Genomic DNA, 15,799 nt, shown 5'->3' with positions numbered 1-15,799 from the left:
TATGCGTTGATGATCGCACATGCAGGGGGAACAAGCATGGAATCGATGGTGTTGCCATTTCGCCGATACGCCGATTTTTCGGGGCGATCGGGCCGGCAGGAATACTGGATGTTTTTCCTTTTCAACATGATCGTCTATGTTGTCCTGGGCGACGCGAGCATTGGCTATCTGGCGTCGATGGGCGCGATGCGTGATTCTTCGCAGAGTACATCTTTCCCCTGGGCGGGGATGATCGGCGTGTTTTTGCTGGTGATCTATTCGCTGGCGGCGTTCATCCCCAGCATCGCGGTGCAGGTACGGCGGTTCCATGATCAGGACAAATCGGGCTGGTTTGTGCTGCTGGGGCTCATCCCCTATCTGGGTGGCCTGATCCTGATCATTTTCATGTGTCTGGAAGGCACGCGCGGGCCCAACCGGTTTGGCCCCGATCCGCGCGATCCCTATAACGCCGACGTGTTCGGCTGATTGGAACGACAACCGATGCTGTCATGGATGATCATGCCCTATCGCCGCTTCGCCGATTTTGGCGGGCGGTCGCGGCGTCGCGAATACTGGTCGTTCATGCTGTTCTACTGGCTGGTGTTCGTGGTGCTCACCGCGTTGTTCGGCCATTACGAATTGGTCGTCAGCGGCACGCAATCGCCGCTCTATTACGCGACAAGGGGTGGGTCTGGGTTGATCGGCAGCGTGTTCGCGCTGGTCAGCCTGATCCCGCACCTGGCCGTTGCGGTGCGCCGCCTGCACGACCAGGACCGCAGCGGGCTGTTGTTGTTGCTGGGGCTGATCCCGTTCCTGGGGTGGTTTGCGCTGTTTGTGCTGCTGTGTCTGGATGGCACGCGCGGGTCCAACCGCTATGGCCCCGATCTCAAACAGCCGTGGGACGCCGGTGTGTTTTCCTGATCAGGGTCAGGCTGGTTCGTTACCCGTCAACAGCCGGGCATAGTCGCGTGCGCCATGTACAACTTGCAATATTACTACGCGGTCGGCCTCTGTACGATAGAAAATCAGATACTTACCGTGAATGCGCCGTCGTATTCCCCACCGTTCATAGCGCGGGACGAGTGGATGGCGTTGCGGATATTGGCCAAGCGTCAGCGCCGCTCTCCGCAGTTCCGCTATGAATGACAGTGCCCGCGCCGGATTGTCCCGCGCAATATAATCGCCAATCTGTTCAAGGCTTTGCACAGCAGACAACGCAAAGACGACCTTCACCGGGTTTCGCGTGTGGCGGCCATGGCAGCGTATTTTTCAGTCAACCGGTCAAATACTGTGTCGGCCGGTAAAACCAGACCGGCATCGGCATCGGACAGCCCGCGTATTAGCGCATCATCCAGTGCCGCAAACTTTATGTCCTGGTCAGCCAGACTCTGATCCCGGCGGATCAGATCCCGCACATAATCGCTTATGCTGGCATAACGTCCACTATCGATCCGCGATTGCACCCAATCGCGCATGGTATCGGGCACGGACACATTCATCGAGGCCATGGCGTTCTCCTGATGGCAATATATGGCATGTTTTGCCATATATTGCCATCAACAATTCTTTGGTCACAACTCCCGCAGCACTTTGGCCGGCCGCGTGCGCAACACCGACAGCGATCCGCCCAGCGCCAGCGCCATGACCAGCGTCAGCCCCAGCACCAGCACGCCGCCAATCCGCCACCAATCGGGCAACCACGCAAAGCCGAACAGCACCACCACCACGCCCCACGCGATGGCCAGGCCCAGCGCCAGCGCCACCGTGCCCAGCACCGCGCACAACAGCCCGTATTCGGCCAGTACCAGCGTCAGCAATTGGCGCTGGCTGGCGCCCAGCACGCGCAGGATGACCGTGTCATAGGCGCGCGCGGCGCGTTGCGCGGCAATCGCCCCGGCCAGCACCGCAAGGCCCGCCAGCACCGCCACTGACGCCGCCGCCAGCACCGCGGCGCCCACCTCAGACAGGATCTGCCGTGCCTGCGCCAGCACCGGGCCAACCTCGATCACCGAGCTTGATGGCAGTGCGCGCACCAGCGCAGTCAGGATCGCGCGGCGAACTGGCGCGGTGCGGCGGTCGGCGGGCAATTCCACCGTCGCGGCCAGGTTGTGCGGCGCATCGGCAATCGCATTGGGGCTGAACACCATGACATAGTTGAATCCGAACGAATCCCAGTCGATCCGCCGGAACGACGTGATCGTCGCGCTGCGTTCCACCCCCAGCAGCGAAATCGTCAGCCGGTCGCCCAGCTGCAGGTGCAGCACTTTGGCCAGGCTTTCATCGATCGACACTTGTGGCGGCCCGGTCAGCCCGCGCGGCCACCAGGCCCCTGCGGTCAGCACATTGCCCGCCGGCAGCGCGTCGGCATAAGTCAGCCCGCGATCGCCGCGCAGCGCCCAGGCGTCATCGGGGATCGCCTTCAGATCGGCCACCCGCGTCATGTGGCCGGGCGCGCCATAAGCCAGGATCGACCCGCGCAGCGCCGGCACCGTGCGCACCGTCGCGCCGGGCACAATGCGGGTGACCAGATCGCGGAACGTCGCTTCGCTGGGGCGTGGCACGTCGAGCACGAAATAATCGGGCGCGCGCGCCGGCACACGCCGCGCGATATTGCCATCCAGGCTGGATTCGACGCCAGCCAGCATGACAAATGCCGCCAGCGCAAACCCCAGCGCCACCACCAGCGCCGGGGTCTGCGCGCCGGGGCGATGCAGATTGGCCAGTGCCATCCGTGCGATCGTTCCGCGCGGGCGTGGCACCCGAGCCGCGATCCGCGTCAATCCCCACCCCAGCAGCGCCAGCAGCGCAAACAACGCCGCCGCCCCGCCCAGAAAGCCCAGCGCCAGCAACGGCTGCGCCGCCGGCAGCACCGCCAGCGCCACGATCCCGGCCAGCCCGCCGCCCACCGGCAGCGCCAGCGTTCGCCAGGGCAAGGCCAGCGGCACGATCCGCGCACGCATCAGCGCCATCGCCGGAAAGCTGCGCGCGCGCAGCAGCGGCGGCGCGGCAAACGTCATGGTGATCAACAGGCCATAACCAGCCGCGGTCGCCAGCGCGACGGGATCGAACACCAGCCCGGCCGCCACCGGCAGCACCCCGCTCAGCGCGGTGCCGATCAGCGGCGTGCTCAGCAGGCCGATCGCCAGCCCCAGCGCGATCGCCGCCACACTGGTCACCGCGATCTGCAGGCCGAACACGCGGCCAATATCGGCACTGGTCGCGCCCAGAATTTTCAGCGTGGCAATCGTGCCGCGCCGCGCATCCAGAAACCCGGTCACGCCGTTGCCGATGCCGATCCCGGCAATCGCCAGCGCCGCCAGCGCCACCAGCACCAGAAACTGCCCCATCCGCGACACGAACCGGTCCAGCCCGGGTGAGGCGCGGCTGCGGTCGCGAAATTCGAACCCCGATGCCGGAAACGCGCGCTTGAACGCGGCGATAACATCCTGTGGTGCGGCATCGGCGCCCATCCGCACGCGGTATTTCCACCGCGCCATCGCGCCGGTGGAAACCAGCCCGGTCTGGGTCAGTGCGGCGGTGCTGATGATCACCGTCGGCCCCAGTGCAAACCCTTCGCCCAGCCGGTCCGGTTCGTTGGCGATCACCCCGCCGATCACCAGATCGGCCGCGCCAATGCGCAGATGATCACCCGGGCCGACCCCCAGCCGGTCGGCCACTCCGGGTGCAATCCACGCGGCCATGCCTGCCGGTGCACCCGCGCTGCGGCCTTTGCCGTCGGGGGTGGCCAGCGTAAAACTGCCGTACAGCGGCCAATGCGCATCCACCGCCTTCAATTCCACCGGCACCGCCACGCCATCGCCGCGCGCGGTCTGCGCCATGGCCTGCATGCGCACCCCGGCGGACACCGTGCCCGCGCGCGCAATCGCGGCATATTCGCGGCCGGTCGCGGGGCGGGCGGCCAGCGTGAATTCGACATCCCCACCCAGCATCATGCGGCCGCGCGTGGCCAGTTCATGGTCGATCGCCCCGGTCAGTGTGCCGATCGCCGACAGCGCCGCCGCGCCCAGCACCAGGCACACCACCAGCAGGCGCAGGCCCTGAAACCGCCAGTCCAGCCCGCGCCGGGCGATGCGCCAGGCCATCGCCCAGCCCAGCCGGGCGGGTTCAGACGCTCTCATACTGTGCTGTCGTCGCTGACGATATGCCCGTCGGCCAGCCGCACGATCCGGCCACAGCGGCGCGCCAGCGCCTCGTCATGGGTGACCATCACCAGCGTCGCGCCGGCATCGGCGGCGCGCGCAAACAGCAGGTCGGCCACCGCCGCACCATTGGTGTGGTCCAGATTGCCGGTCGGTTCATCGGCAAACAGCAGCGCCGGGGCCGGGGCCAGCGCGCGCGCGATCGCCACGCGCTGTTGTTCGCCGCCCGACAATTGCGCCGGGTAATGGTGCAACCGCGCACCCAGCCCGACCGCCAACAGCTGTGCCTGCGCGCGCGCCATGGCATCGGGCATGCCGGCCAGTTCCAGCGGGGTGGCGACATTTTCCAGCGCGGTCATCGTCGGCAACAGATGAAACGCCTGCAGCACCACGCCGATCCGGCCGCGCCGCGCGGTAGCCAGGCCGTCCTCGTCCATGCCCACAAAATCCGCGCCCGCCACTTGCAGCGTGCCGCCGCTGGCGCGTTCCAGCCCGGCCATGATTGCCAGCAGCGATGATTTGCCCGATCCCGACGGGCCCAGCAGCGCCAGCGTTTCGCCACTGGAAACGGTCAGGTCGATGCCGTTCAGCACCTGGACTTGCCCGTCACCTTCGCCCAGCACGAGCGACAGATTGCGGGCGACGATAATGGGGGGGGTGCTTGTCACCGCGCTTTCGTGACATAGATTGGTGGCCACGCCAAGTTCCCGCAAAGGCCGCCCATGCTTTCCCCCCGAATGTCGATTGTGATGACCGCTTGTCTGGCGCTGGCCGCATGCCACGCCGCGCCGCCCGCGCCAGAGGGAGAGGGCGCGGCGCCCGATGCCGCGCTGGTCGGCAATCCGACCGCAGCGGCGCCCAACAGCCCGCGTACGCCTGTGCCGGCCGATGACCCGGTGATTCTGGCGTTCGGCGACAGCCTCTATGCCGGATACCGCCTCGACCCCAACGACAGCTATCCCGCGCAGCTGGAGGCGGCATTGAATGCCGATGGCGTGCCCGCGCGCGTGGTCAACGCCGGGGTATCGGGCGATACCACTGCCGCCGGGCTGCAACGGCTGGCCTTCACGCTGGACAACCAGCCCAAAAAGCCGGCGCTGGTGATGGTCGGGCTGGGCGGCAATGACATGCTGCGCGGCCTGCCGCCGGCGCAAACCCGCGCCAATCTTGACGCGATCATCGCCGGTATCGAAGCGCGCCACATTCCCGTGCTGCTGACCGGCATGCTGGCCGGGCACAACCTGGGCGCCGATTATGTCGCCGCGTTCAACCCGATCTGGCCGCAATTGGCACGCGCGCATCATGCAACGCTGGTGCCGTTTTTCATGAGCGCGGTGGTCGGCAACAATGCGCTGCAATTGGACGACCACATCCACCCCAACCGCGCCGGCGTGGCCGCGATCGTCAAAGCCACCAAACCGACCGTGGCCGCCGCGCTGCAGGCGGCGATCAAGCCTATTCCGGCACCTTGACCTCTTCGACCGGCAGGCCAAGTGCGGCCAGCTGCGGCCGGATCTTGGCGGCGTCACCCACCACCACCCACACGATGCGCGCCGGATCGATCCGTGCGCGGACAGCGGTATCAAGATCGGCGGGGGTCATCGCGCGATAGCGGTCGGGCAGGCGCGTGTAATAATCATCGGGGCGGTGGTATTGCACGATCTTGCCAATTGCATCGAGCACGGCGCCCGATGTTTCAAACTCGCCCGGCAATCCGCGCGCAGACCCCTTGGCGGCCAGGCCGAGTTCGGTCGCCGTGGTACCCTTTGCGCCGATATAGTCCCTGATTTCCTTGCGCATCTCGGCAATGGAGGGCCCGGCCTGATCGGTCTGCACGGGGGCGTAAATGCGGAATGTCGCGCTGTGTTCGCGCTCTGACACACCGGTAAACACGCCATAGGACCAGCCTTTGGCTTCGCGCAGGTTCTGATTGAACCGGGCGACTGGGGTTCCGCCCAGCACATCGTTGGCGGTGCGCAGCGCCAGCAGATCATCCGAACCCGTGGCGTCCAGCACCTGGCCACCGGCAATCTGCGCCTGCGGCGTGCCCGGCCGGTCAACCAGCAGCACGCGTTCGCGCGGGGGCGGCAGCGCGCCGGCAAAGGATTTGGCCGGCGCCGGGCCAGCCGAGCCCTGCCAGTCGCCAAAGCTTTTTTCCAGCAGCGGCCGCACCGCATCCAGCGTCGTATCACCCACCACCAGCAGCGTGGCACGATCGGGGCGCAGCCAGGCGTGATGCCAGTTTTCCAGGTCTGCGCGGGTCAGGCGGGCCACCACTGCCTTTGTTCCGGACCCGCTGGGCGATGTGCCATAGGGGTTGTTCGGGCCATACAGCGCCGGGCCCAACACGCGCAGCCCGGCGCCATCCGGGTCCTGCACTTCGGCATCGATGGCCGACAACTGCTGGCCGCGCACGCGGTCAAGATCGGCCGGGCGCAGGCCGGGATGGCGCACCACATCGCTCAGCAGCGCCAGCGACGCCCCCAGGTTGGGCACCAGCGCGTCAAGCTGAAAGGCGGTCTGGTCGGGGCCAGAGGTGGCGCTGATCGATGCGCCCAGCCGTTCGCGCGCACGCGCCAGGTCGGTCGCGGTCAGCGTGGTGGTGCCTTCATCCATCAGTTTCAGCAGCAGGCCCGCGGTCCCGCGCGCATCGACCGGATCGGCGGCATAGCCGGCATCAAAGGCCAGCCGTACCGTAACCACCGGCACCGCGCTGCGCCGGGCAAACACCACCTTTATCCCGTTGGACAAAGTCGCGCGTTCGATCGTCGGAAATGGCAGCGCGGCCACATCGGCGGCGGCAGGCATATGCGTGCGATCGCCGCCGGTACCGTTGGCGGTCAGGCTTGCCGGTGGCGGCGGGGGCGGGGTGCTAACAGGCAACGCGGCATCGCCACCGCGGCTTTCGCCGCCTGCGGTGCGCGCACCGGGCACGATGGTCAGCGCAAAGGCCGGGTTGCGCAGCCATTTGGCCATCACCGCGCGCACGTCGGCCGGGGTTATCTGCGCCGCGCGTTCCAGTTCGTGGCGGTATTGCGCCGGATCGTTTGAATAGAGCAGCCCTTGCGCCAGCGTCGGCGCCACGCCGCTGAAACCACCGACCGATTCGAGCGCGCGGATGGTGCGGCTGACATAGGCCATCGTCGCCCGCTGCAATTCGTCTGCGGTCGGGCCTTCGTCGATCAGCCGCGTGATTTCGCCATCCAGCGCGGCGCCCACCACCGCGGCATTGCCACCCGGTTTGACATCGGCGGTGGCGATGAACTGCGCGCCCTGGGCAAACACCTCGGTATCGGCGCCGGCGTCGTTCGCCAGTTCACGCCCGTGCACCAGCTGGTCGGCCAGCCGCGAGCTGGACAGCCCGCCCAGCACTGTCGCGCCGATCTGCAACGGCAGGTAATCCGGATTGTCGAGGCCGGGGACCGCCCACATCCGCATCACGCGCGTGGTGGCAACCTGATCGTGGATGGTTTTGACCACCGGTGCCGTCAGCGGCACCACTGGCGCGCTGACCGGCCGCACCACCGGCCCGGCCGGGATCGCGCCAAACCAGGTCATGGCCTTGGCCTTGGCAGTGGCCAGGTCGATGTCGCCGGCCAGCACCAGGATGGCGTTGTTGGGGCCGTAATGGTCGTGGAACCAGCCCTTCACATCGTCCAGCGATGCGTTGTCGAGGTCTTCCATCGATCCGATCGTGGAATGGTGATAGGGGTGCCCGGCGGGATACAGCGTTTCCGACTGTTCGTATTGCACCAGGCCATAGGGCTGGTTGTCGCCTTCGCGCTTTTCGTTTTTGACCACCGCGCGCTGCGCATCGACCCGCGCCTGGGTCATCGATGGCAGCAGCCAGCCCATGCGGTCGCTTTCCATCATCAACGCGCGGTCAAGCGCCACGGTCGGCACCGTCTCGAAATAGTTGGTGCGGTCCAGCCAGGTGGTACCGTTGTAATCGGTCGCGCCCAGTTCGGTCAGCCCGTTCATGAAATTGCCGGGCACATGTTCGGAGCCATAGAACATCAGATGTTCGAACAAGTGCGCAAAACCCGTGCGCCCGCGCGGTTCGTTTTTTGATCCCACCGCATACCACACCGATATCGCCACCACCGGCGCCTTGCGGTCGGTATGCACCAGCACGGTCAGCCCGTTGGGCAGCGTGAACCGGTCATAGGGAATGTCGATCCCCCGCACCAGATCGGCCACCGGTGCCGGGGCTGGCGGGGGTGGTGCAGCATGCGCGGCGCCGATCGGGGCAAGCGCCAGTGAAACCGTGGACAGGGCGGAGGCAAGCAGGATGGAGCGACGCATGGAATTCCCGTGTGCAAGATCGAAGGATGGTATCTTTCAGACCAGACCGGCAATGAACAGAGCCCAAACCGTGCCAGCCCGTGGATTGTCCCCAAAGGGATTACCAACCTTGGGGTTTGACAGCGCCGGGCCGGACTTGCGATGGTCTTTCGACCAACAGCAGATACGAGGCCCTGAATGACTGCCACCACCCGGATCGTCCTGTCAGCCGCGCTGGCCATGCTGGGAGCGTCCGCGCTGGCCTTGCTGGGAGCGCCCGCGCTCCGTGCCGAAGAACCGCCATTCCCCGCGTCTGCGGTGCAGGCCGATGTCACCTTTCTGGCCGACGACCTGCTGCTGGGGCGGGAACCGGGCACGCCGGGGTTTGATATCGCCGCGCGCTTTGTTGCCACGCGGTTTCAGGCGCTGGGGCTGAAACCTGCCGGCCCTGATGGCAGCTGGTACCAGCCGGTTGTCATGCGAGAGGCGCGTCGCGGGGCGGCGTCAGCGGTAAAGCTGACGTATGGTGGGGCGGCCATGCCGATTGCGGCGGACCAGGCGCTGTTGCGCGCCAGCCTGACTGATCGGGCGCTGATGATCGAAGCGCCGCTGGTGTTTGCCGGCTATGGCCTGGACCGCGCCGATCTGGGCTTTGACGATTATCGCGGGATCGATGTGCGCGGCAAGATCGTGGTGGTGCTGTCGGGATTTCCCAAGGGCACGGACAGCGAACTGGGGGCGTTCCTCGGTTCGGAAAAGGCGGTCATGGCGATGAAGCGTGGCGCGGTCGCGGTGATCACCGTGCAGACGCTGCAGGACCGCAAACGCATGCCGTGGGAACGCCTGATCGAATCCGCAGGCCGGCCATCGCGCGGCTGGGTCGGCAGCGACGGCCAGGCGTTTGTGCGGGCGGGCGGGATCAAGGCTTCGGTCACGCTGCACCCCGATGTCGCCACGGCGCTGTTTGCCGCATCCGGGCATCCGCTGGATGGCGTGCTGGCTGCGGCAGATCAGGCTGGCGGGCGGCCGCGCGGGTTTGAGCTTAAGGCTGCGGCGCAGATCGTTTCGATCAACGAATGGCGCGATATCCATACCGAAAACGTGGTGGCGCTGCTGCCGGGCAGCGATCCCGCGCTGGCGCGGGAAACCGTGGTGCTGAGCGCGCATCTGGACCACCTGGGTGCGGGCGGCAAAGGCGCCGACGCCATCTATAACGGCGCGATGGACAACGCCGCCGGGGTGGCGACCATGCTGGCATCGGCGCGCGCGCTGGCAGCATCGCCCAGCCATCCGCGCCGTTCGGTGCTGTTTGCGGCCTTGACCGGAGAGGAATCCGGCTTGCTGGGGTCGGACTATCTGGCGCGCCATCCACTGCCGGCGGCCGGCACGATGATCGCCGATGTCAATTTCGACATGCCGATCCTGCTGTACCGTTTTTCTGACGTGGTGGCGTTCGGCGCGCAGCATTCCAGCATGGGTCCCATTGTTGCGGCAGCGGCAAAGCGCGACGGCATTGCGCTGTCACCCGATCCGATCCCCGAAGAGGGCATCTTTACCCGGTCCGACCATTTCCGCTTTGTGCAGCAGGGGATTCCATCGGTGTTCATGGTGCCGGGCTTTACCGGAGAAGGCGAAAAGCAGTTCCGCGCCTTTTTGAAGGACCATTATCACCAGCCGGGCGATGATCTGTCGCTGCCGTTCGATTGGCAGGCCGGCGCGCTGTTCGCGCGGGTCAACACCCATATTGTGGAGGGATTGGCCAATGCCGATCAGGCCCCGCGCTGGTATCAGGGCGATTTCTTTGGCCACGAATACGCCGCCGCCGCGCCCACCGCGCCAAAGCCGTAAGGGGGTATCAGTGCAGGAAAAGACGGCTTAACCACCAGTGGATTGGGCTTTGCCCGCTGTTGGCTCACCATCTTCGCGGCGCGCAAAGAAATAGTCGCCGACCGCCTTTGCCAGCGGATGGTCGGGTTTTGCCCAGCGCAGGGGCTGGCCGGGTTCCTGCACCAGATCGCGCTGCGGATCATAACCGTGATCGACCAGAATCCGGTATCGGCCCGCATAGTTGCGATCCGCCATCGTGCCGTGCCACAGGGTGCCAGGCGGTCTGCGGCAGGTCGTTCAGGCTGGCGAACAGCCCGGCCCGGCGCGCACGATCGGCCCAGGCCCGCGCATGCGCCTTGTGCGGTTCGGTATAAGGGCGGTTGATCCAGCAGGTTTCCAGCTGCCCGAGCGTGGCAAACACCGCGACCGAATCGCTGCCGCCGATCACGTTGCCATCGTAAAGGCCGCTCGCCACAAAGGTGTCGCGCCGCGCCGCCCAGGCAAAGCCGAGCACGTGATAGCTGGCTGCCGTTGTTTCCAGCCGCCGGCCTTTGCGTGCCCAATCCTGCTCCATCCGCTCCATCTGCCCTTCGCGCACCGCACGGGCGATCGAAATGCCGTTCAGCAGCGGCGTGTGTTCGGCACACTGTGCGGTGGTGATGGTCTGCGGATCGATGTCGGGCGGCAGGTGCACGGCGGTGTCGAACAGCTGCATCATCCCGCCGTCCCGGTCAGCACCGCGCGCGCAGCGTCAGCCCAGTGCGGATCGGCAAACAGGATATCGGCATCGACCCAGGCGACATATTCGACATGCGGCGGCAACAGCGACGCGGCCAGGTTGAGCAGGCGTTCCTTTTGCCAGATGCGATCATCACCGTTCAGGCGCACGACCATATCCGCATCGTCATCGTGCAACTGTCCGTGGCCCGCCGGCGCCAGTTCGACCACCAGCAAGGGCGCCGCCAGATTGCGGCGGAATGCGCGAAAATTCTGCAACCGCCGGCGATAATGCGCCGGATTGTAGTACGATGTGATCACCCACAACGGCTGTGATGGCGCTACCGGCCCGCGTTTCACCGGGTGATTTCGGATTTGAAGGCACGCAATTTTCCAACGGCCGTGCGGTCCAGTTCGGGCACGATTTCAATGTCGGTCGCAAAATGGCCGCCGGATGCCAGCGCCATGATCGCCATGATCTCTGACCGTTCGCCATCGGTCAGGGCTCGTGACACCACCAGTTGCAAAACCAGTTCGGTATGACTGCGCTGGACCAGCCGGAATTCGCGGACCGGCGGAATTCTGGACAGGCGATAATGCGACAGGTGCGCGCGCGTCCGTTCGCCATTGGGATAGACCAGATAGTCTTCTTCGCGACCGACAATGCGCTTCAGCGTCTGCAGCCCGCGACCGCAGGCACAGGGTTCTGCCACCTCTGCCTCATCGCCGATGGCATAGCGCAACAATGGCATCGCAAAATTGTGCAGCGGCGTCAGCACGACTTTGCCGATTTCGCCGGGCTGGCACGGCATTCCATCGCTGTTGAGCACCTCTGTCAGCACGATTTCGGACTGCACGTGCAGATTGGTGGTCTGCGGGCATTGCAGGGCGATATAGCCGGTTTCGGCGCTGCTGTAATTGTCGACGATCTTGCAGCCGAACACCGACTGGCAATCTTCGCGCAGTTCATCGCTGACCTGTTCGGACATGGTGAACACGGCCCGCATCGGGCTGATCGGGGTGCCGGTGTCGCGGATAAAGGATATCAGCAGCCGCAGATACGACGGGAAAATCATCATATAGCCGGGTTGCAGCTTGTTCAAAAAGGCAACCTGGTCGGCAACCGGCACCTTTGGGCTCAGCACCCCCAGCCGCCCGGTTTTCCACAGCTGCACCGATGGATGGCCATAGTCGGGCAGGATCAGCCCGTCGCTGGATCGGGCGGCGGCGGCCATTTCCGCTGGCAATCCATCGGGCACCCCGCGCAGCCGGACCATATCGGCATCGGGCCGGTCACGGTGCCACAGTTCTTCACGGATATTGATCGATTCCCACAACAAGCCATCGACTGCGGTTTTGCGCACGCGCACGGGCACGCCGGTTGAACCCCCGCTGGCAATCGTGGAGACCTGGCCAAAACCGGGCGGGATGGCACGCGCATGCAGCCTGTCGCCCAATTCCTGCACGTCGACCCGGGTCAGGATCGGCATGCGCCGCCAGTCCTGCGCGGTTATCGGGCGGGCAGGATCGATCCCGACGCTGCGCAGCCGTTTGGCATAAAACGGAACGTTGTGTGCACAATGGTCAAGCAGTGCGGAAAGCTGCGTGAACTGCACCGATTGCATCTGTTCGATCGGCCAGAACTGGCTTTCGTCATACTGACGTTGCAACGCCATCAATTCTGCCGCGCGTCCGGTCAGGATGGCGGGGAACGTTGCGGCGGGAATGGCTGATCTAAATTGCATTGTTTACAGCAACCGCCCGATCTTCCCGCATCAATCGCAAAACCGAAACTGCCCACATTCTGCCCGGCCAGCAACAACGTTCTGGCGGGAAATTTGACCTATGTCCTTGTGTGGCGAAAATGCCACACTACTTTGGAGGTCAAAGAAGGAGTTTCGCCCCATGAACCTCGAAAAATTCACCGATCGCGCCAAAGGCTTTATCCAGGCTGCCCTTACGCTCGCCATCCGGCTGAACCACCAGCGGATCGGCCCCGATCATCTGTTGAAGGTCCTGCTGGAAGACAGCGAAGGCATGGCCAGCGGGCTGATCAGCCGCGCCGGCGGCAATCCCGCGATCGCGCAGGCCGAAATCGACAAGGCGCTCGCCAAACTGCCTGCGGTCAGCGGGTCGGGCGCGCAAAATTCGCCAGGCCTCGACAACGATGCCGTGCGCCTGCTGGATCAGGCCGAACAGATCGCCACCAAATCGGGCGACAGCTATGTCACGGTCGAACGCATTCTGGTGGCGCTGACGCTGGCCACCACCACTGCCGCCGGTGCCGCGCTGAAGGCCGCCAATGTCACTGCGCCCGCGCTGGAGGCGGCGATTGCCGCGCTGCGCGGCGGGCGCAATGCCGACAGCGCCGGCGCCGAAAACGCCTATGACGCGATGAAGAAATATGCGCGCGACCTGACCGAGGCGGCGCGCGCGGGCAAGCTTGATCCGGTCATCGGCCGTGATGAGGAAATCCGCCGCACCATCCAGATCCTGGCCCGCCGCACCAAGAACAACCCCGCGCTGATCGGCGAACCGGGCGTTGGCAAAACCGCGATTGCCGAAGGCCTGGCGCTGCGCATTGCCAATGGCGATGTGCCCGAAAGCCTGCGCCACCGCCGGCTGATGGCGCTGGACATGGGATCGCTGATCGCGGGCGCCAAATACCGCGGTGAATTCGAAGAACGGTTGAAGGCCGTGCTGGACGAAGTGAAGGGCGCCGAGGGCGAAATCATCCTGTTCATCGATGAAATGCACACGCTGATTGGCGCGGGCAAGACCGAGGGCGCGATGGATGCGTCGAACCTGCTGAAGCCCGCGCTGGCGCGTGGCGAACTGCATTGCATCGGCGCCACCACGCTGGATGAATACCAGAAATACGTTGAAAAAGACCCCGCGCTGCAGCGGCGGTTTCAGCCGGTGTTTGTCGGCGAACCGACCGTGGAGGATACCATTTCGATCCTGCGCGGGATCAAGGAAAAGTACGAATTGCACCACGGCGTGCGCATCGCCGATGGCGCGATCGTGGCCGCGGCGACGCTGTCCAACCGCTATATCGCCGACCGGTTTCTGCCCGACAAGGCGATCGACCTGATGGATGAGGCCGCCAGCCGCATCCGCATGGAAATGGAATCAAAGCCCGAAGAGATCGAAAACCTTGACCGGCGGATCATCCAGCTGAAAATCGAGGATATGGCGCTGTCAAAGGAAAGCGATGCCGCGTCGAAAGACCGGCTGATCGCGCTGCGTGAAGAGCTGGCCAACCTGGAACAGCGCTCCAGCGAACTGACCACGCGCTGGCAGAACGAACGCGACAAGATCGCTGCCGAAGGCAAGATCAAGGAAGCGCTGGATGCCGCGCGGATCGAACTGGAACAAGCGCAGCGCGGCGGGGACCTCGGTCGCGCCGGGGAAATTGCCTATGGGCGTATTCCTGATCTGGAAAAGCAGCTGGCCGAGGCGGAAAGCCAGTCAAAGAACGCGCTGTTGCGCGAAGAAGTAACCGCCGAAGACATTGCCGGCGTGGTCAGCCGCTGGACCGGCATTCCGGTCGATCGCATGCTGGAGGGGGAACGGCAGAAACTGCTGAACATGGAGGCCGCGCTGGGCAAACGCGTGATCGGCCAGACGCAGGCGGTGGTCGCGGTGTCAAAGGCGGTGCGCCGCGCGCGGGCGGGGTTGCAGGACCCCAACCGGCCGCTCGGCAGTTTCCTGTTCCTGGGCCCCACCGGCGTTGGCAAGACCGAACTGACCAAGGCGCTGGCCGGTTTCATGTTCGATGATGATAACGCGATGGTGCGCATCGACATGTCGGAATTCATGGAAAAGCACAGTGTCAGCCGGCTGATCGGTGCGCCCCCGGGCTATGTCGGTTATGACGAAGGCGGCGTGCTGACCGAGGCGGTGCGGCGCCGGCCCTATCAGGTCGTGCTGTTCGACGAGGTGGAAAAGGCCCATCCCGATGTGTTCAACGTGCTGTTGCAGGTGCTCGATGACGGGCGACTGACCGACGGGCAGGGGCGGCAGGTGGATTTCACCAACACGCTGATCATCCTGACCAGCAACCTGGGCAGCCAGTACCTGGCCAACCTGGACGAAGGGCAGGATGTCGCCAGCGTCGAACCGCAAGTGATGGAACTGGTGCGCGCGCATTTCCGCCCCGAATTCCTCAACCGGCTGGATGAAATCATCCTGTTCCACCGGCTGGGGCAGGCGCACATGGCGCCGATCGTCGAACTGCAGGTGGCGCGCGTCGCGAAATTGCTGGCCGATCGCAAGATCACCATCGATCTGACCGATGCCGCCAAACGCTGGCTGGGCCGGGTGGGCTATGACCCGGTCTATGGCGCGCGCCCGCTCAAACGCGCGGTGCAGCGCTATGTGCAGGACCCGCTGGCCGAAAAACTGCTGGCTGGCGAAGTGCCCGATGGCAGCACAGTGGATATCGACGAAGGCGACGGCGCGCTGACGTTTCTGGTCGGCTAAGGCACTGGCGATGGGATGATGGTTGGGCGAACCCTGCTGGCGATCAGTGGGGTTCGCCAAAATCCGGGAGCCGCATTGCCAGCACGTCGAACGCGTGTTGCAAATGGATTGCCGCGCGTGCTTCGCCGGCCAGGTCGAGCAGGTCGAGCGCCTGTTGCATCAGCACCGCCGCCTGCAGCAGGCAGACATCATCATCGTTGGTGAACTGATGAAAACTGATGGTCATGGCGCGATCCGATAACGGGCAGACCCGCGATCCGGGTCGAGACTCGCTTTTGACGCGATCACGTTACAGCACGGTGCATGAACGGCTACGGAATTGCGCGATGCCATGCAGGGGAAAATGC

General features: G+C 65.1%; 15 protein-coding genes. 5 read left to right on the top strand and 10 right to left on the bottom strand.

The features are described from left to right. The first annotated feature begins 36 nt into the window (after nucleotides 1–36). Nucleotides 37–465, top strand: a complete 429-nt coding sequence (locus tag ABWP89_RS07855) for a DUF805 domain-containing protein (RefSeq protein WP_353228409.1) — start codon at nucleotides 37–39, stop codon at nucleotides 463–465. Between the two features lie 15 nt (nucleotides 466–480). Continuing rightward, nucleotides 481–900, top strand: a complete 420-nt coding sequence (locus ABWP89_RS07850) for a DUF805 domain-containing protein (RefSeq protein ID WP_353228408.1) — start codon at nucleotides 481–483, stop codon at nucleotides 898–900. Between the two features lie 6 nt (nucleotides 901–906). Here ABWP89_RS07850 and ABWP89_RS07845 read toward each other — a convergent pair whose 3' ends face one another. Genes ABWP89_RS07845 through ABWP89_RS07830 form a run of 4 tightly spaced genes read right to left on the bottom strand, consistent with a single transcriptional unit; the run spans nucleotide 907 to nucleotide 4,807 of the window. Beyond that, a complete protein-coding gene (locus ABWP89_RS07845) occupies nucleotides 907–1,212 on the bottom strand; it encodes a type II toxin-antitoxin system RelE/ParE family toxin (protein ID WP_353228406.1) in 306 nt (101 codons plus the stop codon). Continuing rightward, the gene (locus tag ABWP89_RS07840) at nucleotides 1,209–1,526 is read right to left on the bottom strand and encodes a type II toxin-antitoxin system ParD family antitoxin (RefSeq protein WP_502915260.1); all 318 of its coding nucleotides are present in this window, start codon (nucleotides 1,524–1,526) and stop codon (nucleotides 1,209–1,211) included. The genes ABWP89_RS07845 and ABWP89_RS07840 overlap by 4 nt, the downstream gene beginning before the upstream one ends. Before the next feature lie 24 nt (nucleotides 1,527–1,550). Next, a complete protein-coding gene (locus tag ABWP89_RS07835; protein ID WP_353228405.1) occupies nucleotides 1,551–4,118 on the bottom strand; it encodes an ABC transporter permease in 2,568 nt (855 codons plus the stop codon). After that, nucleotides 4,115–4,807, bottom strand: coding sequence for an ABC transporter ATP-binding protein (locus ABWP89_RS07830; protein ID WP_353228404.1), 693 nt, complete (start codon nucleotides 4,805–4,807; stop codon nucleotides 4,115–4,117). Before ABWP89_RS07830 ends, ABWP89_RS07835 begins: the two co-directional genes overlap by 4 nt. A gap of 81 nt (nucleotides 4,808–4,888) precedes the next feature. On the opposite strand from ABWP89_RS07830, the gene ABWP89_RS07825 reads away from it, so the two are divergent. Then, a complete protein-coding gene (locus ABWP89_RS07825; protein ID WP_353228403.1) occupies nucleotides 4,889–5,611 on the top strand; it encodes an arylesterase in 723 nt (240 codons plus the stop codon). On the opposite strand, the gene ABWP89_RS07820 is transcribed toward ABWP89_RS07825, so the two are convergent. Then, a complete protein-coding gene (locus tag ABWP89_RS07820) occupies nucleotides 5,595–8,444 on the bottom strand; it encodes a M16 family metallopeptidase (RefSeq protein ID WP_353228401.1) in 2,850 nt (949 codons plus the stop codon). The genes ABWP89_RS07825 and ABWP89_RS07820 overlap by 17 nt on opposite strands. A 177-nt stretch (nucleotides 8,445–8,621) precedes the next feature. Between ABWP89_RS07820 and ABWP89_RS07815 the strand changes: the two genes are divergently transcribed. Beyond that, nucleotides 8,622–10,271 carry a M28 family metallopeptidase gene (locus tag ABWP89_RS07815; RefSeq protein WP_353228400.1) on the top strand — a complete coding sequence of 550 codons (1,650 nt, stop codon included), beginning with the start codon at nucleotides 8,622–8,624 and terminating at the stop codon, nucleotides 10,269–10,271. A 27-nt stretch (nucleotides 10,272–10,298) separates the two neighbouring features. On the opposite strand, the gene ABWP89_RS07810 is transcribed toward ABWP89_RS07815, so the two are convergent. The 4 genes from ABWP89_RS07810 to ABWP89_RS07795 are packed head-to-tail and all read right to left on the bottom strand — an operon-like array spanning nucleotide 10,299 to nucleotide 12,712. Further along, nucleotides 10,299–10,505, bottom strand: coding sequence for a hypothetical protein (locus ABWP89_RS07810; RefSeq protein ID WP_353228399.1), 207 nt, complete (start codon nucleotides 10,503–10,505; stop codon nucleotides 10,299–10,301). Beyond that, nucleotides 10,450–10,968, bottom strand: a complete 519-nt coding sequence (locus ABWP89_RS07805) for a hypothetical protein (protein WP_353228397.1) — start codon at nucleotides 10,966–10,968, stop codon at nucleotides 10,450–10,452. Before ABWP89_RS07805 ends, ABWP89_RS07810 begins: the two co-directional genes overlap by 56 nt. After that, entirely contained in the window at nucleotides 10,965–11,327 is a 363-nt protein-coding gene (locus ABWP89_RS07800) for a hypothetical protein (protein WP_353228396.1), read from the bottom strand. Before ABWP89_RS07800 ends, ABWP89_RS07805 begins: the two co-directional genes overlap by 4 nt. Then, nucleotides 11,324–12,712: a phenylacetate--CoA ligase family protein gene (locus ABWP89_RS07795; RefSeq protein WP_353228395.1), complete on the bottom strand. Its 1,389-nt coding sequence runs from the start codon at nucleotides 12,710–12,712 to the stop codon at nucleotides 11,324–11,326. The genes ABWP89_RS07800 and ABWP89_RS07795 overlap by 4 nt, the downstream gene beginning before the upstream one ends. Nucleotides 12,713–12,872: 160 nt before the next feature. On the opposite strand from ABWP89_RS07795, the gene clpB reads away from it, so the two are divergent. Beyond that, on the top strand, nucleotides 12,873–15,452 hold the full coding sequence (gene clpB / locus ABWP89_RS07790) for an ATP-dependent chaperone ClpB (RefSeq protein ID WP_353228394.1): 2,580 nt from the start codon (nucleotides 12,873–12,875) through the stop codon (nucleotides 15,450–15,452). Between the two features lie 43 nt (nucleotides 15,453–15,495). On the opposite strand, the gene ABWP89_RS07785 is transcribed toward clpB, so the two are convergent. Beyond that, nucleotides 15,496–15,678 (bottom strand): hypothetical protein, encoded by a 183-nt coding sequence (locus ABWP89_RS07785; protein ID WP_353228393.1) that lies wholly within the window; start codon nucleotides 15,676–15,678, stop codon nucleotides 15,496–15,498. Nucleotides 15,679–15,799: the final 121 nt, after the last annotated feature.

The organism is Novosphingobium sp., from assembly GCF_040398825.1.
Lineage (GTDB): Bacteria > Pseudomonadota > Alphaproteobacteria > Sphingomonadales > Sphingomonadaceae > Novosphingobium.
The sequence above is the reverse complement of the archived record's forward strand: the minus strand, read 5'-3'. Positions and strand labels throughout refer to the sequence as shown.

What these genes read in the sequence shown, in the direction of transcription:
- ABWP89_RS07825 (WP_353228403.1), top strand. Translation starts at nt 4,889, where the DNA reads ATGACCGCTTGTCTGGCGCTGGCCGCATGCCACGCCGCGCCGCCCGCG.
- ABWP89_RS07855 (WP_353228409.1), top strand. Translation starts at nt 37, where the DNA reads ATGGAATCGATGGTGTTGCCATTTCGCCGATACGCCGATTTTTCGGGG.
- ABWP89_RS07835 (WP_353228405.1), bottom strand. Translation starts at nt 4,118, where the DNA reads ATGAGAGCGTCTGAACCCGCCCGGCTGGGCTGGGCGATGGCCTGGCGC.
- ABWP89_RS07805 (WP_353228397.1), bottom strand. Translation starts at nt 10,968, where the DNA reads ATGATGCAGCTGTTCGACACCGCCGTGCACCTGCCGCCCGACATCGAT.
- ABWP89_RS07785 (WP_353228393.1), bottom strand. Translation starts at nt 15,678, where the DNA reads ATGACCATCAGTTTTCATCAGTTCACCAACGATGATGATGTCTGCCTG.
- ABWP89_RS07850 (WP_353228408.1), top strand. Translation starts at nt 481, where the DNA reads ATGCTGTCATGGATGATCATGCCCTATCGCCGCTTCGCCGATTTTGGC.
- ABWP89_RS07840 (WP_502915260.1), bottom strand. Translation starts at nt 1,526, where the DNA reads ATGGCAAAACATGCCATATATTGCCATCAGGAGAACGCCATGGCCTCG.
- ABWP89_RS07810 (WP_353228399.1), bottom strand. Translation starts at nt 10,505, where the DNA reads ATGGCGGATCGCAACTATGCGGGCCGATACCGGATTCTGGTCGATCAC.
- ABWP89_RS07820 (WP_353228401.1), bottom strand. Translation starts at nt 8,444, where the DNA reads ATGCGTCGCTCCATCCTGCTTGCCTCCGCCCTGTCCACGGTTTCACTG.
- clpB (WP_353228394.1), top strand. Translation starts at nt 12,873, where the DNA reads ATGAACCTCGAAAAATTCACCGATCGCGCCAAAGGCTTTATCCAGGCT.
- ABWP89_RS07815 (WP_353228400.1), top strand. Translation starts at nt 8,622, where the DNA reads ATGACTGCCACCACCCGGATCGTCCTGTCAGCCGCGCTGGCCATGCTG.
- ABWP89_RS07795 (WP_353228395.1), bottom strand. Translation starts at nt 12,712, where the DNA reads ATGCAATTTAGATCAGCCATTCCCGCCGCAACGTTCCCCGCCATCCTG.